The 20,059-nt window shown below is 47.1% G+C and carries 19 protein-coding genes and 1 other RNA gene; 3 read left to right on the forward strand and 17 right to left on the reverse strand.

Going from position 1 to position 20,059, the window contains the following annotated elements:
• Positions 1 to 32 precede the first annotated feature (32 nt).
• Genes ftsA through mraZ form a run of 15 tightly spaced genes read right to left on the reverse strand, consistent with a single transcriptional unit; the run spans position 33 to position 16,215 of the window.
• Positions 33 to 1,283 (reverse strand): cell division protein FtsA, encoded by a 1,251-nt coding sequence (gene ftsA, locus B2337_RS12845; protein ID WP_292361890.1) that lies wholly within the window; start codon positions 1,281 to 1,283, stop codon positions 33 to 35.
• Positions 1,283 to 2,068: a cell division protein FtsQ/DivIB gene (locus B2337_RS12850; protein WP_292361889.1), complete on the reverse strand. Its 786-nt coding sequence runs from the start codon at positions 2,066 to 2,068 to the stop codon at positions 1,283 to 1,285. Before B2337_RS12850 ends, ftsA begins: the two co-directional genes overlap by 1 nt.
• A complete protein-coding gene (locus B2337_RS12855) occupies positions 2,068 to 3,006 on the reverse strand; it encodes a D-alanine--D-alanine ligase (protein ID WP_292414746.1) in 939 nt (312 codons plus the stop codon). Before B2337_RS12855 ends, B2337_RS12850 begins: the two co-directional genes overlap by 1 nt.
• On the reverse strand, positions 3,003 to 3,893 hold the full coding sequence (murB, locus tag B2337_RS12860) for a UDP-N-acetylmuramate dehydrogenase (RefSeq protein WP_292414745.1): 891 nt from the start codon (positions 3,891 to 3,893) through the stop codon (positions 3,003 to 3,005). The genes B2337_RS12855 and murB overlap by 4 nt, the downstream gene beginning before the upstream one ends.
• On the reverse strand, positions 3,893 to 5,311 hold the full coding sequence (murC, locus tag B2337_RS12865) for a UDP-N-acetylmuramate--L-alanine ligase (RefSeq protein WP_292414744.1): 1,419 nt from the start codon (positions 5,309 to 5,311) through the stop codon (positions 3,893 to 3,895). The genes murB and murC overlap by 1 nt, the downstream gene beginning before the upstream one ends.
• Positions 5,304 to 6,383: an undecaprenyldiphospho-muramoylpentapeptide beta-N-acetylglucosaminyltransferase gene (gene murG, locus B2337_RS12870; protein ID WP_292414743.1), complete on the reverse strand. Its 1,080-nt coding sequence runs from the start codon at positions 6,381 to 6,383 to the stop codon at positions 5,304 to 5,306. The genes murC and murG overlap by 8 nt, the downstream gene beginning before the upstream one ends.
• On the reverse strand, positions 6,380 to 7,519 hold the full coding sequence (gene ftsW, locus B2337_RS12875; RefSeq protein ID WP_292361884.1) for a putative lipid II flippase FtsW: 1,140 nt from the start codon (positions 7,517 to 7,519) through the stop codon (positions 6,380 to 6,382). Before ftsW ends, murG begins: the two co-directional genes overlap by 4 nt.
• Positions 7,516 to 8,871, reverse strand: a complete 1,356-nt coding sequence (gene murD, locus B2337_RS12880) for a UDP-N-acetylmuramoyl-L-alanine--D-glutamate ligase (protein WP_292414742.1) — start codon at positions 8,869 to 8,871, stop codon at positions 7,516 to 7,518. The genes ftsW and murD overlap by 4 nt, the downstream gene beginning before the upstream one ends.
• A complete protein-coding gene (mraY, locus tag B2337_RS12885; RefSeq protein WP_292414741.1) occupies positions 8,868 to 9,950 on the reverse strand; it encodes a phospho-N-acetylmuramoyl-pentapeptide-transferase in 1,083 nt (360 codons plus the stop codon). Before mraY ends, murD begins: the two co-directional genes overlap by 4 nt.
• A complete protein-coding gene (locus B2337_RS12890; RefSeq protein ID WP_292361881.1) occupies positions 9,950 to 11,305 on the reverse strand; it encodes a UDP-N-acetylmuramoyl-tripeptide--D-alanyl-D-alanine ligase in 1,356 nt (451 codons plus the stop codon). Before B2337_RS12890 ends, mraY begins: the two co-directional genes overlap by 1 nt.
• Positions 11,302 to 12,822, reverse strand: coding sequence for a UDP-N-acetylmuramoyl-L-alanyl-D-glutamate--2,6-diaminopimelate ligase (locus B2337_RS12895; RefSeq protein WP_292363954.1), 1,521 nt, complete (start codon positions 12,820 to 12,822; stop codon positions 11,302 to 11,304). The genes B2337_RS12890 and B2337_RS12895 overlap by 4 nt, the downstream gene beginning before the upstream one ends.
• Positions 12,819 to 14,528 (reverse strand): peptidoglycan D,D-transpeptidase FtsI family protein, encoded by a 1,710-nt coding sequence (locus B2337_RS12900; protein ID WP_292361879.1) that lies wholly within the window; start codon positions 14,526 to 14,528, stop codon positions 12,819 to 12,821. The genes B2337_RS12895 and B2337_RS12900 overlap by 4 nt, the downstream gene beginning before the upstream one ends.
• The gene (ftsL, locus tag B2337_RS12905) at positions 14,525 to 14,818 is read right to left on the reverse strand and encodes a cell division protein FtsL (RefSeq protein WP_292361878.1); all 294 of its coding nucleotides are present in this window, start codon (positions 14,816 to 14,818) and stop codon (positions 14,525 to 14,527) included. The genes B2337_RS12900 and ftsL overlap by 4 nt, the downstream gene beginning before the upstream one ends.
• Positions 14,815 to 15,753, reverse strand: a complete 939-nt coding sequence (gene rsmH, locus B2337_RS12910) for a 16S rRNA (cytosine(1402)-N(4))-methyltransferase RsmH (protein WP_292414740.1) — start codon at positions 15,751 to 15,753, stop codon at positions 14,815 to 14,817. The genes ftsL and rsmH overlap by 4 nt, the downstream gene beginning before the upstream one ends.
• A 9-nt stretch (positions 15,754 to 15,762) precedes the next feature.
• Entirely contained in the window at positions 15,763 to 16,215 is a 453-nt protein-coding gene (mraZ, locus tag B2337_RS12915; protein ID WP_292361876.1) for a division/cell wall cluster transcriptional repressor MraZ, read from the reverse strand.
• A 153-nt stretch (positions 16,216 to 16,368) separates the two neighbouring features.
• On the opposite strand from mraZ, the gene B2337_RS12920 reads away from it, so the two are divergent.
• A complete protein-coding gene (locus tag B2337_RS12920; RefSeq protein ID WP_292361875.1) occupies positions 16,369 to 16,503 on the forward strand; it encodes a hypothetical protein in 135 nt (44 codons plus the stop codon).
• Here B2337_RS12920 and rnpB read toward each other — a convergent pair.
• Positions 16,497 to 16,863, reverse strand: an RNA gene (gene rnpB / locus B2337_RS12925) — RNase P RNA component class A. The two genes, B2337_RS12920 and rnpB, sit on opposite strands and share 7 nt — an antisense overlap.
• A 24-nt stretch (positions 16,864 to 16,887) precedes the next feature.
• Positions 16,888 to 17,733 carry a 16S rRNA (cytidine(1402)-2'-O)-methyltransferase gene (gene rsmI, locus B2337_RS12930; protein ID WP_292361874.1) on the reverse strand — a complete coding sequence of 282 codons (846 nt, stop codon included), beginning with the start codon at positions 17,731 to 17,733 and terminating at the stop codon, positions 16,888 to 16,890.
• A gap of 92 nt (positions 17,734 to 17,825) precedes the next feature.
• On the opposite strand from rsmI, the gene B2337_RS12935 reads away from it, so the two are divergent.
• Complete coding sequence (locus B2337_RS12935; RefSeq protein ID WP_292414739.1) at positions 17,826 to 19,685, forward strand: penicillin-binding protein activator; 1,860 nt, start codon at positions 17,826 to 17,828, stop codon at positions 19,683 to 19,685.
• Positions 19,686 to 19,691: 6 nt separating this feature from the next.
• Positions 19,692 to 20,048 carry a YraN family protein gene (locus tag B2337_RS12940; protein ID WP_292361872.1) on the forward strand — a complete coding sequence of 119 codons (357 nt, stop codon included), beginning with the start codon at positions 19,692 to 19,694 and terminating at the stop codon, positions 20,046 to 20,048.
• Positions 20,049 to 20,059 lie beyond the last annotated feature (11 nt).

The raw sequence follows: 20,059 nt of genomic DNA on the forward strand, positions 1-20,059 counted from the left end.
TTCTCCCCTCTTCATTTACTAACAAGGCTTGCTCAGAAATTGCCCTGAAACCAACTTTTCATTCTGGCAAGCATTCCTTTAAAACCATCCGAAATCACAGATTCACTGTGTCCGGTACTCACTTGTTCATTGCCAAACAGTAATAAACCCACACCTGTGGCATGGATTGGATTACGTACTACATCAACTAAACCACCAACATGCTGTGGTACACCAAGTCTTACCGGCAGATGAAAGACTTCTTCTGCCAGTTCAATTGCACCTTCCATTTTCGAACTGCCGCCGGTTAATACCACTCCGGCAGCTAACATTTCCTCAAAGCCACTGCGTCGCAATTCGGCCTGAACCAGCATTAATAATTCTTCATAACGTGGCTCAACCACTTCAGCCAGTGTCTGTCTCGCTAACTGACGTGGTGGTCTGTCACCAACACTCGGCACTTCAATGGTTTCGTCTTCCCGTGCCAACTGGGTAAGCGCACAGGCATATTTAATTTTGATTTCTTCGGCATACTGAGTAGGTGTTCTTAATGCCACCGCAATATCGTTGGTGACTTGATCACCCGCAATAGGAATGACTGCGGTATGACGAATTGCACCATCAATGAACACCGCAATATCCGTGGTGCCACCACCGATATCGACTAAGCAGACACCTAATTCTTTTTCATCCTGTTCCAGTACCGAATAACTGGAAGCCATTTGCTCAAGAATGATGCCATCTACCACCAGCCCACATCGCTCTATACATTTGGTGATATTTTGGGCGGCACTGACTGCCCCGGTAATCAGATGAACCTTGGCTTCCAGGCGAACCCCTGACATGCCGATGGGTTCACGAATACCTTCCTGGTTATCGATAATGAATTCCTGAGGCAATACATGCAGTAATTGTTGATCGCCGGGGAAATGCACCGCTCTGGCAGCATCCAATACCCGGTCTAAATCACCCTGGGTCACTTCCTTATCCCGAATAGCAACGGTACCATGCGAATTCAGACTACGAATATGGCTACCCGCGATACCGGCAAAAACCGAATGGATCTGGCACCCCGCCATCAGCTCGGCTTCTTCTACCGCACGCTGGATGGATTGGACTGTGGATTCAATATTGACAACGACACCTTTTTTCATGCCTCTGGCCGGGTGTGAACCAATACCGATAATTTCCAGCTTATTCTCGTTAGGCCCGGCATCCAGAATCGGGGCTGCAACAATCGCAACCACCTTGGAAGTTCCGATATCCAATCCGACAATCAGTTCTCTTTCAATTCGTTTCGACATTACACAATTCCATTAAAATCAGGTTGCTTACCGTTTTTCCAGACAACTGCTAGCCCGTTGGTATAGCGCATATCTACAATTTCGATTAGTTCGCGATAGCTCGCCAGAGGCCCTTCGAATACCCGAATAAATCGAGCTAAACGTTGTTCGCTTGCCGCTCGACCCAGCTGTAGTTGCATATCATCAGTAAATTTCACTTGCCATGAGCGACGTTCATCCATGGTCAGACTTTTCACTCTTAAACCTAATTTATCCACCGACTGCTGGATCGTGACTAACTGTCGTGCCATCAATTCACTGTTACCTTCAGGACCAAATAATTGAATAAGGCCTTCCGGCATTTTTCCACTATCGGGATAAAAAACTTGCCCACGCGTATTCACCAGACCGTTTTCATTCCAGCGGGCTATCGCCTGATGCTCACTCACCATCAGGTGCAATGTATCTGGCCAGACGCGTCTTACCTGTATCTGGGCTACCCATGGCAATGCCTCACCTGCCTGACGAATTCCCGCTACATTGACATCGAGGAAACTGCCGGTAACGTAAGGGGTTACCGCTTCTATCAAAGCCTGTTTCTCGGTATTTATTAACTCACCTTCCACCGTCACATGCAGAATCGGCAAGGTATCGGTATTGTTCAGATACACCGTGCTGACAATCAATGTCAGCAACACCAATACGGTGCTGATATTTCTCATTTTGATCTTCCAGCTCACGCGTTCACGTGGCTTAACCACACGCGTGCGTGTTGCTCCAGCAGTTGGGCGTTTTCTGATAGCCATCAGCGTTTTAGCTCCAATGTGCCTTGCAGGATCTGTGTAACCAGATTTTCGAAACTGATTCCCGCCTGACGTGCAGCCATCGGCACCAGACTATGATCTGTCATACCGGGCACACTATTGGCTTCCAGTAAATAAAAGTCGCCGTGCTGATCAGCCATTACATCGATGCGGCCCCAGCCCGACATATTGAGGGCATTAAATGCTTTCACTGCCAGCTGCTGACAACGCTTTTCATCTGCTTCTGTCAGACCGCATGGGCATAAATATTCTGTTGAATCTGCCAGGTATTTGGCTTCAAAATCGTAAAACTCTCTCGGCGTTTTTAACCGAATAACCGGTAATGCCTCATCGTTTAAAATACTGATGGTGTATTCAGCGCCATGAACCCATTGTTCTGCAATCACTTCATCGTCATAGTCAAAAGCTAAGTCAATCGCCTGTTGCAGAGCTTCGGCAGAATTCACTTTGCTCATGCCAATGCTTGACCCCTCATTCACTGGCTTGATCACAATGGGCAGTCCCAATTCTTCAACAAGTTGTTGCGTATTGGATTGGCGATTTAACTGCATATATTTGGGTGTTGGTAATCCCTGGCCCTGCCAGACTTGTTTGCTAAGTCGTTTATTCATCGACAGCACTGCACCAGTAATACCACTGCCGGTATAGGGGATCTGCAGAGATTGCAAAACACCCTGGATTTCACCATCTTCACCACCGCGGCCGTGCAAAATGATAAATGCCCGATCAATACCTTCCTGACGTAAACGCTCACTAACTGATTTATCTACGTCAATTTCGACAGCATCAATTCCGATTGACTGCATCGCAGCAATGACAGCACGACCACTTTTCAATGAAATCTCACGTTCAGCAGAGCGACCGCCCAATAACACGGCAACCCGACCAAAGTTTTGCGGATTGAAAGTTACGTCGCTCATGCATGTTCTCCGATAATGTGAACTTCGGGCACCAGGTTTACCTTTGTTTCTGCTTCCACACGTTGTCTTACCAGGTTAATCAGGGCTTCAATATCGGCTGCGCTCGCTGAGCCATCATTAACGATAAAGTTGGCATGTTTAGATGACACACTGGCCCCCCCTACTCGCACCCCTTTCAAACCACAGTGCTCAATTAACCTTCCGGCAAAATCACCTTGCGGATTTCGAAACACTGAGCCTGCACAAGGCTGGTTAGTCGGTTGGCTGTCATTGCGCTTTTTCAATAATTGTCTGATCAGCGCTGTTTCGCTTACAGTATCCCCACGCTGCAAGTCCAGTGTGGCTGATACAAACCATTCTTTTTCCGGGAGCTCGACATGTCGATAGCTCACTTTAAAGTCACTTGCCGGACGTTTTTTGAGCTCACCCTGACGGGTTACCGTAGTAGCCTCTGTTACCAGCTGCCAGGTTTCGGAGCCATGTGCACCGGCATTCATTGCCAATGCACCGCCAAATGTTCCCGGTATACCGGCTAAAAATGCTGCTCCACTTAATCCATGCTTTGCGGATTGTCTGGCAACTTTACTGCAGTAAACGCCTACTTCGGCAGTGACAGTCTGTCCATCAAACTCCAGGGCCTGCATGGTACCAGCCGTGCTAATCACCGTTCCGGCAAAGCCACCATCCCGTATTAATAAATTGCTACCCAGCCCCAACCAGAGCAAGGGTTCATTGGCTGGCAGCTGGCGCAAAAAAGTGGCCAGATCATGTTTATCTTTAGGTTGATAAAACCGCTGAGCAATGCCTCCCACACGCCAGGAGGTGTGTTGTGATAAAGGCTCATTTGTTTTTAACTCACCTTGTAATGCCGTAAACATGGAGACCATCAGTTCAGCCCCTCAAGTTTATTATCCAATTCTTTAGCTATTGCACCGATATCGCCTGCACCAAGTGTCAGCAGCAAATCATGTTCCTGGAGCAAACCGGGAAGCACTGAAAACAAGGCTTGTTTATCCTCAGCAAATACCGGCTCAACCTGACCACGCAGACGGATGGCACGGCATAAACTCCGAGCATCTGCACCGGCAATTTTATTTTCGCCTGCCGGGTAGACCTCCAACACAATCAAAACGTCAACTGTTGAAAGCACGCGAGCAAAATCTTCAAATAAATCTCGGGTACGGGTATAACGATGTGGCTGAAAGATCACCACTAAACGCCTATCAGGCCAACCGCCACGACTGGCGGCAATTGTGGCAGCAATTTCTGTCGGATGATGACCATAGTCATCAACCAACAGCACCTGTCCCTGAGGCATTTGTTTTTCACCAAGCAGGTTAAACCGCCGACCAACACCATCAAACTTCAATAACCCACGTTGACAAGCAGCAATGTCCACACCCAGGTTACGAGCGACTGATAAGGCAGCAGTGGCATTCAGCGCGTTGTGTAAGCCAGGCATATTTAATCGAATCTGATATTGCTCACCACTTCGGGCTTCGTTAACCGTAAACTCACTCTGTCCCTGATATTGCTTGAGATTACTGACTCGGAAATCGGCACGAGCATCTTGTCCGTAGGTGGTTACAGGACGGGTAACTTCCGGCAGAATGCTCTCAACTACTGCATCGTCGATACATAACACGGCCAGCCCATAGAAAGGCAAGTGATGTAAAAACTCGACAAACGTTGCTTTGAGTTTCTCAAAATCGCCTTCGTAGGTTTCCATATGATCGTTATCGATATTCGTCACGATGGCGATCATCGGTTGCAGATATAAAAATGACGCATCACTTTCATCCGCTTCTGCAACAAGATATCGACCTGTGCCTAACCGTGCATTGGAACCCGCACTGTTTAAACGGCCACCGATAACAAATGTCGGATCCAGCTCACCTTCACTTAGCAGTGCGGCTGTTAAACTTGTTGTGGTGGTTTTGCCATGTGTGCCCGCCACAGCAATGCCATAACTGAAACGCATTAACTCAGCCAGCATTTCTGCTCTTGGCACGACTGGAATCCGTTGTTCGCGAGCAGCGATGACTTCTACATTGTCAGTACTCACTGCTGTTGTAACAACCACAACATCAGCACCCTTCAGATATTCAGCATCATGGCCAATCATGATGTTGGCACCCAGTTGACGCAGATGCTGGATTAAACTGTTTTCATGCAAATCGGATCCGCTGACCTGATATCCCAGATTCAACAATACTTCGGCAATGCCACCCATACCGACGCCACCAATACCAATAAAATGGATGTGTTTGACCCGACTTTGCATTGCTGAGGTTAATTTAGCCATGGGCATACTCCAGACAGATATCGGCTATCTGCATTGCTGTACCTGGTTTTGCCAGCTTTCTTGCCTGTATTGCCATATTTTCTAATTGTTTTCGGTCATCCAGTAACGATAAAAGCGATGCAGCAAGGTCTTCAGGATTGAGATCCGAATCGTTTATAAGTAGTGCGGCACCAGCATCTTTTAATGCCTGGGCATTATGTGTCTGATGATCATCCACAGCGTATGGATAAGGAACCAATATGGCCGCTACCCCTGCCGCCGCAACTTCTGCTACCGTTAATGCTCCGGCACGACATATCACCAGATCGGCTTCACCATAGGCTTTTGCCATATCATCAATAAATTTAGTCACCGTTCCATCAACACCGGCTTGTTCATATGCCTGTTGGCAATCAGTAAAATGGCTGTCGCCACATTGATGAGTAACTTCAATCACATGTTTTGTTTTGAGCATTGCCAGCGCCCGAGGTACAACCTGATTTAAACTTTTTGCTCCCAGGCTACCACCTAAAACCAGCACTTTAGTTGATTGCTTGGTTCGTGCAGCGTAACGAACCTGCGGTTCGGCTAACTGTTCTATTTGTTTTCGTACGGGATTGCCTACCCATCTGGTTTTAACTGTCTGGGTAAAACTGTTTTCAAAGCCCTGCAGGACTTGCCTTGCAATCTTGGCCAGTAAACGGTTTGTCAAGCCGGCGATAGCATTCTGTTCATGAATTATCAAAGGTTTACCCGACAGCCATGCTGCCAATCCACCGGGGCCAGAAGCAAACCCACCTAAGCCAATCACGACATCGGGTTGAAAGCGCTTAATCACTTTTCCGGATTCCAGTACAGCTCGCAATATTCTGAATGGAGCCACTAACCAGCCAAATAATCCGTTGCCACGTAAGCCTTTAATAGGAATCAAATTCAACTTAAATGCTGCCGCAGGTACCAGACGAGATTCGATACCGCGCTCAGTACCAATCCATTCAATGTCCACTGAACGGGTTCGCAATTCTTCAGCCACGGCCAAAGCTGGGAACACATGTCCACCGGTGCCACCTGCCATAATCAATACACGCGTCATCGTTTGACCCTCGCTGACGCTTTTTCCGGCTGGCGTGTTTCCAAATCAACGCGTAGCAGCAAGCCAATTGCCACACAAACAATGACAAGACTACTACCGCCATAACTCATTAATGGCAGGGTTAATCCTTTGGTGGGTAACACCCCCATATTGACGCCAATATTCACGCAGGCCTGCAGACCCAACCATACCGAAATGCCATAAGCAATTTGGGCACCAAATAATTGTCCGGCTTCTTCAGCAGCGCGACCAATGGCCAATGCACGCCAAATCATTACCAAAAACAAGCCAATCACAGTGACTGCGCCAATCAACCCCAGTTCTTCTGCCAAAATTGAAAAAAGAAAGTCAGTATGTGCTTCAGGCAGATAAAACAGCTTTTGCATGCTGCTACCGAGCCCGACACCCAACCAGTCACCACGCCCAAAGGCAATAAGCGCTTGTGTTAACTGAAATCCACTGCCAAACGGGTCGGCCCATGGATCCATAAAACTTTGCAGTCGTTGTAAACGATAAGGTGCGATCCACACCATCATCGCAAACAGTCCAGCCAGAATACCGATTAAACCGATAAACACATCGAGCCTTGCCCCGCCAAGGAACATCATCACCAGAACGGTAGATAAAATCACCACAATGGACCCCATGTCAGGCTGCATCAGTAACAATACTGCTGCCACACTTAAAAGCAGTAATGGCGAAAGGACCTTTAATAATGACGTATTTAACTGGCCATGATGACGCTGCAGATAATCTGCCACATAAATAATGGCAAACAACTTGATTAACTCAGCCACCTGAAGATTCACCGGCCCCAAAGGTAACCAGCGTGAGCTACCGTTCACTTCACGACCAACCCCCGGTATAAGCACCAGGACCAACAGTCCCACACCTACCATCAACAACATTGGCGCCATTTGTTGCCAATGAGATAAACGGATAGAAATAACACACCATGCAAAGAATAATCCCAGCATCGCAAAAGCGGCCTGACGGATAAAGAAATATAAGGGTTGGCCGGTTTTATTCTCAGCAATAGTAATTGATGCTGAACAGACCATAATAAGGCCAATAAGCAGCAAAGCTAATGTTGCCATTATTAGCTTGGAATCAAAGTGGGCACTTACACGACTCATGCCGCCAACTCCCTTACAGCCTGTTCAAATCGTTCACCGCGATCCACATAATTGGCAAACTGATCAAAGCTGGCACAAGCTGGAGATAACAATACTTGCTGGCCTGACTCTGCTGAACTGTTTGCCAGCTGTACAGCCGCTTTCATATCTGCAGCAAAATGTACCTGCACCGATTTCGGCACATTCCTGGCAATTTCTTCAGCAGACTGGCCAATTAAGATAATCGTACTGACATACTCGTTTAAGGTTGATGCCAATGGGGCAAAATTCTGACCTTTCCCTACACCACCTGCAATCAAGACGATCTTGCCATTGTCAGCCAGGCCTTCAATTGCTGCGATACTGGCACCTACATTGGTCGCTTTTGAATCATTGAACCAGCGCACACCATGTAATTCACGTACAAACCGACACCGGTGCGGTAAACCTTTAAATTCTCTTAATGCTTTGAGCATGGCATCCATGGGCAAGCCCATGACGGAGCCTAATGCCAACGCTGCCAAGGCATTAGCAATATTATGTCTGCCAGCAATTTTCATTTCACTGACCAGCATTAATGGCGCATCCCCTTCGGCTAGCCACAAATGGCCGCGCTGAGTAAGTACGCCAAATTCATAACCCTGTGATTCATGCAAACTGAAGCCAAGCTGATTACGCCCAGGAATTGCCATCGATGAAACGATAGGATCGTCGCGGTTGATAACCATGACACCATTTCCCTGATAAACCTTTTGTTTCGCCCGCTGGTAATCTTCAATTGAATCATAACGATCCAGATGATCGGCACTGACATTCAGAATCACCGATGCAAAAGCGTTCAGTGACTTTACGGTTTCCATTTGGAAACTGGATAATTCGAGTACATAAAAATCGGGGGCAGGATCAGTAAGCAGATCCAACGCCGGGATACCCAGGTTACCGCCAATAGCCACGTTTTTACCGGCCATTTTTGCCATCAATCCGACTAAGGTTGTGACGGTACTCTTACCATTTGAACCGGTAATCGCGATAATCGGCGCATTTGCATGCCGGGCGAACAACTCAATATCACCAACGATTTCAATACCTGCTTCATATGCCTGGCGAATTTGCGGTAATCGTGGGTCGACCCCTGGACTCAATACAATACTATCTGCACGCATCAGCCAATCGGCAGGAATACCTCCCGTTTTCACAACTACTTCCGGGAAGTCTTTTTGCAACGCGTTCAGGCAGGATGGCTTTTCACTGCTATCAATTACCGCCACCGCATTGCCCTGCTGCAATAAAAATCGAGCGCACGACAAACCAGTCTGGCCTAATCCAATGATCAGGCTGTAATGTGAGCTATGCTGTTGTAATTCTGCTGTCATCGTATTTTCAACGTCGCTAAACCGACCAATACCAAAAACACGGTAATGATCCAGAATCGAACAATAATGCGAGGTTCAGGCCAGCCCTTTAATTCATAATGATGATGAATCGGTGCCATTAAAAACACCCGCTTACCACGTAATTTATAGGATGCCACCTGAATCATTACTGATAGCGTTTCAATAACAAATACGCCGCCCATAATCAGCAACACCAATTCCTGACGTACTAACACCGCTACGGTTCCAAGCGCCGCCCCTAGTGCCAACGCCCCGACATCCCCCATAAATACTTGTGCCGGATAAGTGTTGAACCAGAGAAATCCTAATCCCGCTCCAACCATGGCCGCACAGAACACGGTTAATTCACCTGCTCCCGGTATATGCGGGATTTGTAAATAACGGGCAAACTCAAAGTGACCGGCAACATAACTGAATAAGCCTAATGCGGCGGCAACCATGACCGTTGGCATAATAGCCAAACCATCTAACCCATCTGTCAGATTCACAGCATTACTGCTGCCAACAATAACCAGATAGACCACCAGCAAATACCAGGCGCCTAAAGGAATAACGATTTCTTTAAAAAATGGCACGATAAGCTGTGTTTCAGCAGGTGTTTGCACTGTCATATAAAGAAATATGGCTGCGCCTAACCCGACCACGGATTGCCAGAAATATTTATATCGGCTTAACAATCCTTTCGGATCCTGACGAACCAGTTTGATATAGTCATCAATAAACCCGATGAGCCCAAACAGCAGCGTCACCAGCAAAACGACCCAGACATAACGGTTAGCTAAATCGGCCCACAGCAATGTGCTGACAGCAATGGCTACCAGAATCAATGAACCACCCATTGTTGGGGTGCCCGTTTTACTGAAGTGTGATTCAGGTCCATCATTTCTGACGACTTGACCGATCTGCCTGAAGCTCAAGTGACGAATCATTGTCGGTCCGACAATCAAGGCAATACCCAATGCGGTCATCACCCCGAGAATGGCGCGTAATGTCAGATATTGAAAGACATTAAAGCCGGTGTAATACTGGCTTAAATATTCACTCAGCATTAACAACATCAGGCTTCTCCTCCAACGGCAAGCGCATCCGCCAGCTGGTCCAGCTTCATAAAACGTGAACCTTTAATCAGACATGCCACATCCTTGGTTAGGATGCGTTTTAGTTCAGCTTCCAGTTCTGCTTTATCATTGAAATGCCTGGCGTTATCACCAAAGGCTGCTGAAGCCAGCTTACTTTGCTGCCCCACAGTGAATAATCTATTCACTCCCGCCGTTCTGGCATCACGACCCAATTGCTGATGAATGGACGTGCTTTCCGGTCCCAGCTCTCCAAAATCTCCCAATACCAGCCAATGTTCTCCGGGAAACTGCATTAACGTCTTTAACGCCTGGCGAAAGGAACCCGGATTAGCGTTATATGTATCATCAATTACTAATGCATTATTGACCGCCTGACGCAGTTGCAAGCGATGCGGCACTGATTTGATTGAGGCCAAACCTTTGACAATGGCTTCAGGAGCAATCTTCAAGGCTGAACACACGGCAATAGCCGCCAGTGCATTACTTACATTATGAATCCCGGGTAACGGTAAAAAGATAAAATGACAGACACCTTCCAGACGCACCATAAAGTGACTTCCGGTAATTGCTGGCTGTAGGTCAAGTGCTGCAATATCTGCCGGTTGCTGAAGACCGAACGTCAGGGACTGGCGGGCACCAAGTATGTGTTTCCATAAATCAACGTAGGGCATATCCGCATTAATGACGCCGATACCTTCCGCTTTAAGTCCGGCAAAGATTTCACCTTTTGCTTCAGCTATACCCTGTAATGATCCGAATCCTTCTAGATGCGCAGCCCCAACGTTATTTATTACCGCTACATCCGGTTCCGCCATGGCAACCAGAGTGGCTATTTCACCAGCATGGTTAGCGCCCATTTCGATGACAGCAAAATCATAATTTTCATTGAGCCGTGTCAGCGTAAGTGGCACACCCAGCTCATTATTCAAATTACCAGCTGTTGCTAAAACTTTTCCGCATTGCCCGAGAATGGAAGCGATCATTTCTTTAAGGGTTGTCTTGCCATTACTGCCTGTTACAGCAATGATTCTGGCCTGACTTTTTTCACGACACAATCTGGCAATTTGCCCATAAGCACTGATCACATTCTTCACTACAATCTGTGGTAATTCGCTGGGTATATATCGATTGACTAATGCCCCACAGGCTCCTGCCTTATAGGCTTGATCGATATAATCATGGCCATCTGTATTTTCTCCCGGCAATGCTATAAACAAATCACCTGCTTCAATTTTACGACTATCAATTTTGCTGCCCGTCATAATGGCATCATTGCCATGCAACTCTGCATTCAGCAGATCAGCAATTTCGGTCAGGCGAATGTTCCACGTCATACTGTTACCCTTGTTGCTGAATGGCGTTTCTGTAAGGCTTGCATAGCTATCTCATAATCATTAAAAGGTGTCTTCACACCGGAGACTTCCTGATACTGTTCGTGACCTTTTCCTGCAATTAACACCATGTCTTCCAGCGCGGAATCAAGAACGGCATACTCAATCGCCCGCTGTCTGTCTGCTTCAATATGAATGTCAGTACCTACAGGACAACCGGCCTGAATCTGTTCAATAATCTGCATGCTGCTCTCGCCACGCGGATTATCGTCCGTCAGCACGATTTTATCGGCCATCTCACTGGCGATTTGCCCCATCAATGGCCGCTTACCACTATCACGATCACCTCCACAGCCAAATACACACCACAGTCTGGAAGTGCTATCCATATGCTGTCGCATACCATGTAAAGCTTTGGAAAGTGCATCCGGGGTATGAGCAAAATCAATCACTACGGAAGGTTTCAGACTGCTCGCCAACAGTTGCATACGACCATTCACACCAACTAGTTGGTTGAGTCCCTGAGCAATTTCGCTCGCTGACCAGCCAAGTAGTGATAACACCGCGGCAGTTGCCAACATATTTTCGACATTGAATTTGCCGAGCAATCGACTTTGTATGGATAACTGTTGCTGCTGGATATGCAGGTTAAATTGCAAACCACGGGCAGTTGACGTTATATCGGTTGCATAAAGGTTTGCCTGCGCGTCTTTGCAGCTATATTCAATACATGTCATTTGATGATTATTGAGATATAGCAGCAAGGCCTGACCGAATTCATCATCTGCATTGACCACAGCAGCCTGTAGCGAAGTAAAGCTGAATAAACGTTGTTTAGCGGCAGCGTATTCCGCCATATTTTGGTGATAATCAAGATGATCGCGGCTTAAATTAGTCAGGATGCCGTAATTGATATCTACGAAATTCAACCGGCCTTGTTCCAGTGCGTGTGAAGAAGCTTCCAACGCAATATATTCAATTCCGGCATCGCGCATTTCCGCTAATGTGGCCTGTAAGGAAACCGGATCAGGCGTTGTCATGCCATTGTGTTTAAGCTCAGTTACTCTTCCACAGCCCAAGGTTCCAATCACACCACATGGCTGACCGGCATTTTCCAGTGCCTGTGCAATAAACTGGGTAACAGATGTTTTGCCGTTGGTTCCTGTGACCGCAATAACCGTCATAACCGCTGATGGATATTGATAAAAAGCAGCGGCCAGACGAGCTGTTTTGTCTTTTAAGTTAGTGACAGCAACCCTTTCAATATTCCGATCTTTCAGCTGTTTGCTGAGTTCTGGATCCAACGATAATTCAGCTGAATAACAGACCGCGGCAATACCTGACGCCATAGCCTGCCTGATATGCTGTTCACGGACTGTCGGGGTCGTCGCTAAGGCTATAAACAAATCACCCGGCTTAAGCTGGCGACTGTCCAGGCTCATGCCGGTGATTTCAGTAGTTGAAACCGTGTCACTTTCAACCAGACTCATTATGTCAATAAGGCGCATTTGATATTTCATTGATGCGCCACCTGTAATTGCGTTTGCGGAAGGGCATCCGGGGCGATATTCAATAACCGCATTGCTCCCACCATGACATCTGCAAATACTGGTGCCGCTACCGCACCGCCGTAATATTCTTCACCAGTAGGATTATCCACAACCACGACCATTGCCAGTCGGGGATTACTGGCAGGAATCAAACCAGCAAATAAAGATTGATATTCACTTTCGGTATACCCACCCGCCATGGCTTTTTTTACGGTTCCGGTTTTTGCAGCAACACTGTAATTTGGCACCGCTGCACGTTGTGCCGTTCCGCCTGGAAGCACGACCAGTTCCATCATGCCGCGAACGGTTTCCATCAGATCTTTGGAGAACACTCGACGGCCTTTAGGTGTTTTATCCTGTTTGATAAAAGTAACATCGCGCATGATGCCACCATTGCCGATAATGGTGTAGGCTCTGGCGAGCTGCAGGGTGTTGGTTGCCAAACCATAACCATAAGCGAGCGTTGCTCGATCCAGGGTCCGCCATGTACGCGGGTCCGGTAAACGCCCCATTGCTTCGCCGGGGAAATAGGCACCACTGTCAACGCCCATACCAAAACTGGCAAAATCCTGCCATAACGCCATCGGTTCTAGTTCCAGCGCAATTTTGCTGGCTGCCACATTACTGGACTTTTGAATCGACGTTGCCAGGTTGATGATGCCGTAATCGCGGAAATCGCGGATATTATGCCCACTGACCCGCATCGTGCCGGGGTGCGTATTGATCATGGTTGTAAGATCAAATTTGCCTGATTTCAAACCGCTCACCACCGTGAATGGTTTAACTGTTGAGCCGGGTTCAAACAAATCGGTAACCGCTCGGTTACGTAAATCAGTTGAGCGCACACCATTCCGGTTGTTCGGGTTAAATGCCGGCTGATTAACCATCGCCAGTACTTCCCCAGTCTGCACATCCAGAATAACCGCAGAACCAGATTGCGCCCCATGCTTTTCGACCGCATTTTTCAGTGCGTTATAGCTAAGGTATTGCAAGCGTAAATCAATACTCAACTGAATATTTTCACCGGCCTTGGCTGCGCGTATCGGATCGCCGCCCCCGACAAAATTGCCTTTACTGTCCCGCACCATTCGACGCAGTCCAGGTACACCCGTCAATAATGGTTCATAGGTTAGTTCAAGACCTTCCTGACCAATATCATCAATATTGGTAAAACCGACTACGTGGGCAGCGACTTCACCTGCAGGGTAATAGCGTTTGTATTCACGTTGCAGAGCTACACCGCCAATATTTAATTGTTTCACCTGCACGGAAATTTCGGGGGCTACCCGACGTTTTAAATAAAGAAATTCACGTTCGGGATTCTGATAAATCCGCTCACGAACGTTATTCACATCAATACCTAAAATGGAGGCCAGTTTTGCAAGTTGCGGATGATCTGGATCCGTGGCTTGTGGATTCAACCAGACGGAATGAACCGGCGTACTGATCGCCAGTGGTTCACCCTGACGATCGAGGATCATGCCGCGATGTGCCACAATCGGCACATTACGTAAATGGCGTGCATCACCCTGATTACGCAGAAAGTCTGGATTTAACACTTGAATATCTACCAGACGCCATAACAGTCCCAGTCCAATCAGAATAAAGGACAGCCTGACCAGATTCAGCCGCCAGCCGCCCGTTTGCTGATAACCTCGTTGCTGACGACGACTCATGGTTTGACCACCACAGTCTGTTCATTGTTGGGGACCTGCATATTCAGTCGGGTACGAGACTGAAGTTCTACACGAGCAGGGCTAGCCCAGGTACTTTGCTCGAGCAATAATTTCCCCCATTCTTCATTCAGTTGATCACGTCTGTTTTCCAACTGCTGTAATGCAACGAATTCACTACGCCCCGCATGCTTGGTGTAAACCACTGCAACGGATGAAACCAGAACCAGTAACGTCATCACCAGCACCGGAAAATCAATACGCATATGCTCAAAAAACGTTGGCCAGCTCATGCCAGTTTCTCCGCAACCCGCAACACGGCACTGCGCGAGCGAACATTCACTGATAATTCAGCTGCATCCGCTTTAATGGCTTTGCCGATAATTTTCAGACGGGGGTTTAATTGATCGGCGGTTATAGGGAAATGGGCTGGTAAATCATCGCCTTTAGCCTGATCACGGAAAAAACGTTTTACGATGCGATCTTCCAGCGAATGAAAACTGATAACGGCCAGTCTGCCGCCTACAGCCAGTACTTCCAATGCCTGTTCAAGCGCGCTGGTTAATTCTTCCAATTCACTGTTGATAAAAATACGGATGGCCTGAAAAGTCCGGGTCGCAGGGTGTTTGAACTTGTCCCGAGTTGGACTGGCCTTATCCACCAAATCAGCCAGTTGTTTAGTGGTGGTAATCGGTGTATGTTCGCGGGTTTCCACAATAGCGCTGGCAATACGTTTGCCATAACGTTCCTCGCCCAGTGTTTTGATTACCGTGGCAATTTCATTCATCTCGGCGCTGGCAAGCCATTCGGCTGCACTCATTCCGGAAGTCGGATCCATCCGCATATCCAATGGGCCATCATGTTGAAAACTGAATCCGCGATCAGCTTCATCCAGCTGTGGAGAAGACACACCGATATCCATCAAAATACCGTTTACATTTCCCTGCCACAGCCGTGAGTGAATAACGGTTGAAAGTTCAGAAAAAGCACAATGTTCAATGGCAAAACGTTGATCACTGGCCGCCAGCGCCTCGCCTGCTTTTACAGCAGCTGGATCACGGTCAAGGCCTAATAATCTGCCATTTTCAGAAAGTTTTTCAAGAATAGCTCGGGAATGTCCGCCACGACCAAACGTCGCATCCACATAAAAACCATCTGGCTGAATAAACAGCGCCTCGACGGTCTCTTTGAGAAGAACCGGTTGATGTGTTGGGAGTTGGTTCGTCATTACTCCTCCCTATATCGATAGCGTTTCGAGTTCAGCTGGCAGTATTGCGTCGAAGTCTTCCTGCAAACATTCGTCCATCAAGGTGTTCCAGGTTTGCTCATCCCACAGTTCAAACTTATTCCCCTGACCTATCATCACGATATTTTTATCTAATCCTGCAAATTCACGTAATTTAGCTGGTAATAAAATACGGCCATTACTATCCATTTCACATTCTGTGGCATATCCAAGCAGCATGCGTTTTAAACGACGAACCTGAGGATTCAAACTTGGTAATGCGGATAATTTTTGTTCAACTGCTTCCCATTCAGGCAATGGATATAGCTGTAAACAGTGATCTGAGTGATCGATGGTAATGACCAAACGGCCTTCGCAGCAGACATCAAGATGCTTACGGAACTTGGCAGGAATGGCCATCCGTCCTTTTGCATCCAGATTGAAAGTTGCTACGCCTCGAAACACTGTTCGTCCTCAAATTGAAGGATCCACAAAGATCCACTTTTCCCCACTTTCCGACACTATAGGAGTGCAACATAACGAAGTCAAGCACGAAAATTAAGTAAATCCTCTTTTTACGACAAGGACTTAGCGCATTTTCATAAAAGTGGGAGAAATGTGGATCAAGGTAAAAATGAGGACTTATTTCTTATCAAAAAACTGGCATCGGAAGTTAAAGTAGATTCTAGAATAAAGGCAGAATTTGACTCGCAGAAAAAATATTTTCAGATGGGTGAAACAGAAAAAGTTTGAGATGGCCGATAAGCCGGGTTCTGTCGTGGACAATCATTCATCTGGGACAGATGTCGCCATCTGCCTCAAGCAACCTACCCGGGAACCATGCGGGCCGCATGTCATGCCGAAGCATTTGTTCCTCTATTTGGTCTTGCTCCTGGTGGGGTTTACCATGCCACTTCTGTTACCAGAAGCGCGGTGCGCTCTTACCGCACCCTTTCACCCTTACCTGAACTTTCGTTCAGGCGGTTTACTCTCTGTTGCACTGGCCGTGGACTTACGTCCCCCAGGTGTTACCTGGCACCTTACCCTGTGGAGCCCGGACTTTCCTCACTCTGAATCCTTACGGACATCAAGCGCGATTGTCTGGCCATCTCAACTTACCATTTTACCGGAGCAGCTTTATTTTTGCTGAAGTTTCAACGCCATGTCATAGGCTTTATTTTTTTTGATACCCAGAATGGACGCTGTGATGCTCGCTGCTTGTTTTAAAGGCACTTCGTTAAGCAAAATTTGTAACACCCGAGCCTGCTCCGTTTCATCGGTGTCAGCCACCGTAGATTCTCCTTCAACAAGCAAAACTATTTCACCTTTTTGATGATTGGTATCCATGATGACAATCTCAACCAATTCCGCTAATGGCAGCGTAACAATGGTTTCAAACATTTTTGTCAGTTCACGTGCCAAACAGGCTTTACGCTCCCCTCCAAATACGGCCAGCATATCCTGCAAGCAACCGACCATCCTTTTAGGACTTTCGTAAAAAATCATCGTCCGCGGCTCGCTCACAAGCTTTTCCAAAGCCTGGCGGCGAGCAGTCACTTTCGGTGGCAGAAAACCTTCAAAAGTAAAGCGTTCAGCAGATAATCCAGAAGCGGATAAGGCGGTGATAACGGCACAGGCACCAGGAATAGGAACGACCTTAATACCCTTTTCACGTGCCATATTGACTAACCGAAAACCCGGATCGCTGATTAATGGTGTGCCAGCATCAGAAATCAGTGCAATTGAATTACCATCCACTATTTTTGATAACAATAATTCACTGCGCTGCTGCTCATTATGTTCGTGTAATGAAATAGTTGATGTTTCGATACCATGATGTTGCAACAGAAATTTGCTATGACGAGTGTCCTCAGCGGCAATTAAATCGACTGAAGACAGAACGTCAATAGCGCGCGCTGAAATATCGGCGAGATTGCCGATTGGCGTGGCAACAATATAAAGTGCGGCTGTGGCGTCTTTCACGGCGTATATCCTGAAAAGAAATATTGATTCTGGTCGTAATATACGCGAACAGGTAAGATGATGCCTTCTCCGAACTAAATTTGATGTAGCTTATGACGCAACGATTTTCCGCCCTGCTTATATTGTTGACCTTACTGACATTATCAGCCTGTCAGCCGATATCTATGGAAACAAAACCATCAGCTCCTGATATGACGTCCTTGGTATCCGAGGCAGAAAAACAAGGCGATTATGCAGTGGCCGCTGAACAATATATAGCCAAAGCGGCGGAATCAGAAGGCGCACTCAAATCAGCATTTCAATATCGCGCTGCAATGATGCACTATGAATTAGGTGAGTTGGCAGAAGCAGAAGCTCTGCTCGCTGAAACCAACCTGCAGCAACTGACATCACGTGAACAACTTACAGCGAATCTGTTACGTGCCGATATTGCGCTTTTGGATCTGGATGGCCTAAGTGCATTACAACATCTGGATAAAGTAGACTTTGATTCCGCCAATGCAGCTCAACAAAAACGTATTCTGGAACTGCGGATAACAGCTTATGATCTGACTGAAAACTGGTTGGAAAAAGCCTTGGCACATATCCGACTGGATCCAATGCTGGCGGAGAATGATCGTGAAAATAATCATTTAGCATTGTGGCAGACATTGATGAAAATGACACCACAGGCTTTGGATTTATATAATCCCGGTCAGCCTCCGGCGGAAGATAGTGGCTGGTTTGCCTTGGCCTATGCTGTTAAAGCCTATGAAAATAATCCAGAAGCAATGGAAGTTGCCATTGAAGATTGGGAATTCAGCTATCCAAATCATCCAGCCAACGTCGAACAACTGAAGAAATCGATTAAAACGCCTATTCGCCTTCCTGAGCAACTGGAATTGATTGGAATTTTATTGCCTGAGTCCGGTCCTGCAGCAAATGCCGCCCAGGCAATCCGTCAAGGCATCATTGCGGCACATTTTAATGCCCGTTCCAACGTTCGCTTGCAATTCTATGATGTTCGCACCGGTAATAAGCCTGACTCTAACAATGTTATCTCACAGTATGAAAAAGCGGTGGCGGACGGGGCCAATATTATTATTGGACCGTTAGATAAGGTATCAGTTGAATTACTGGCAGCACATCAGACCTTATCAGTTCCGGTATTAGCACTGAATCGAATCAGTCAATCCAATGATCATTCAAATTTCTTTCAATTTGCTCTGGCACCAGAAGATGATGCACGTAGCCAGGCTGAGCATGCTAATAAAATGGGATATAAACGGGCCATCGTGTTGAGCCCCCGCAGTGACTGGGGTGACAGGGTGGCAGCCGCTTTTGCCGAAGAATGGCAAACCTCAGGCGGCCAGCTGGTTACCCGTGCAAAATATGATGAAGCAGAGAATGACTATTCGCATATCCTGACACCAATCCTGGGAGTCGAAAGCAGTAATCAGCGTTATCAGAACCTGCGACGCACATTAGGACAATCTCTGGAGTTTGAACCGAGAAGACGCCAGGATGTCGATTTTCTGTTTATGGTCGGCAGACCTTTGAAAGCACGTCAGCTGGTAACGCAACTTCGTTTCCATCGTTCAGGTCAGTTACCGATACTTGCCACCTCACATGCGTACGGTGGTGAAGCGAATGCCCAGCAAGACATTGATTTGAATGGTTTGATTTTTACTGATATTCCCTGGATGTTTACGGAACAGTCGGAACAAGATCCTGCCTATTCAGCTGTTCGTCGGCAAGCGAGTGGTGATATAGGCTCATTCATGCGTTTGGCCGCGCTGGGTGTTGATGCTTATAGAATGATTCCTTTCCTGACCGCCATGAGTAGCTCTGAAGATGAAAAATATCAGGGAGCGACCGGTGAACTGACAATTAATGAGCAAGGTCAGATTGAACGTTTGATGCCAATCGCCACTATCCGCAACGGCTTGATTGAACCGCTACAAAGAGATTAAGGGCGAATGGCAAAACATCTCCAGTCTGGAAAGCAGGCGGAGCAATTAGCTTGTGATTATTTACAACAGCAAGGTTTAAAGCTGATTCAGCGTAACTTTCATTGTCGTCGTGGTGAAATTGACCTGATAATGCAGGATGAACAAACCCTGGTTTTTGTTGAAGTTCGATATCGCCGCAATCACTCACATGGTGGCGCGCTGGAAAGTATTACAAGCTTTAAACAATCACGTATCATCATCACAGCTCAACATTATTTAATGCAATCCGGATGGTCACACAATTGCCGCTTTGATGTCATCGCCATCACTGCCGGCACAGCAGATAAAATTGTGTGGATTCGGGATGCATTTCAACTAAACTAAGCAACACTTTT

This window comes from Methylophaga sp. UBA3192 (genome assembly GCA_002363955.1).
In the GTDB taxonomy this organism is placed as follows: Bacteria; Pseudomonadota; Gammaproteobacteria; order Nitrosococcales; family Methylophagaceae; genus Methylophaga.

What these genes read in the sequence shown, in the direction of transcription:
- murD (WP_292414742.1), bottom strand. Translation starts at nt 8,871, where the DNA reads ATGACAGCAGAATTACAACAGCATAGCTCACATTACAGCCTGATCATT.
- ftsL (WP_292361878.1), bottom strand. Translation starts at nt 14,818, where the DNA reads ATGAGCTGGCCAACGTTTTTTGAGCATATGCGTATTGATTTTCCGGTG.
- B2337_RS12900 (WP_292361879.1), bottom strand. Translation starts at nt 14,528, where the DNA reads ATGAGTCGTCGTCAGCAACGAGGTTATCAGCAAACGGGCGGCTGGCGG.
- mraY (WP_292414741.1), bottom strand. Translation starts at nt 9,950, where the DNA reads ATGTTGTTAATGCTGAGTGAATATTTAAGCCAGTATTACACCGGCTTT.
- B2337_RS12890 (WP_292361881.1), bottom strand. Translation starts at nt 11,305, where the DNA reads ATGACGTGGAACATTCGCCTGACCGAAATTGCTGATCTGCTGAATGCA.
- ftsW (WP_292361884.1), bottom strand. Translation starts at nt 7,519, where the DNA reads ATGAGTCGTGTAAGTGCCCACTTTGATTCCAAGCTAATAATGGCAACA.
- B2337_RS12940 (WP_292361872.1), top strand. Translation starts at nt 19,692, where the DNA reads ATGGCAAAACATCTCCAGTCTGGAAAGCAGGCGGAGCAATTAGCTTGT.
- B2337_RS12935 (WP_292414739.1), top strand. Translation starts at nt 17,826, where the DNA reads ATGACGCAACGATTTTCCGCCCTGCTTATATTGTTGACCTTACTGACA.
- murB (WP_292414745.1), bottom strand. Translation starts at nt 3,893, where the DNA reads ATGGTCTCCATGTTTACGGCATTACAAGGTGAGTTAAAAACAAATGAG.
- murG (WP_292414743.1), bottom strand. Translation starts at nt 6,383, where the DNA reads ATGACGCGTGTATTGATTATGGCAGGTGGCACCGGTGGACATGTGTTC.
- rsmH (WP_292414740.1), bottom strand. Translation starts at nt 15,753, where the DNA reads ATGACGAACCAACTCCCAACACATCAACCGGTTCTTCTCAAAGAGACC.
- B2337_RS12850 (WP_292361889.1), bottom strand. Translation starts at nt 2,068, where the DNA reads ATGGCTATCAGAAAACGCCCAACTGCTGGAGCAACACGCACGCGTGTG.
- ftsA (WP_292361890.1), bottom strand. Translation starts at nt 1,283, where the DNA reads ATGTCGAAACGAATTGAAAGAGAACTGATTGTCGGATTGGATATCGGA.
- B2337_RS12855 (WP_292414746.1), bottom strand. Translation starts at nt 3,006, where the DNA reads ATGAGCGACGTAACTTTCAATCCGCAAAACTTTGGTCGGGTTGCCGTG.
- murC (WP_292414744.1), bottom strand. Translation starts at nt 5,311, where the DNA reads ATGGCTAAATTAACCTCAGCAATGCAAAGTCGGGTCAAACACATCCAT.
- B2337_RS12895 (WP_292363954.1), bottom strand. Translation starts at nt 12,822, where the DNA reads ATGAAATATCAAATGCGCCTTATTGACATAATGAGTCTGGTTGAAAGT.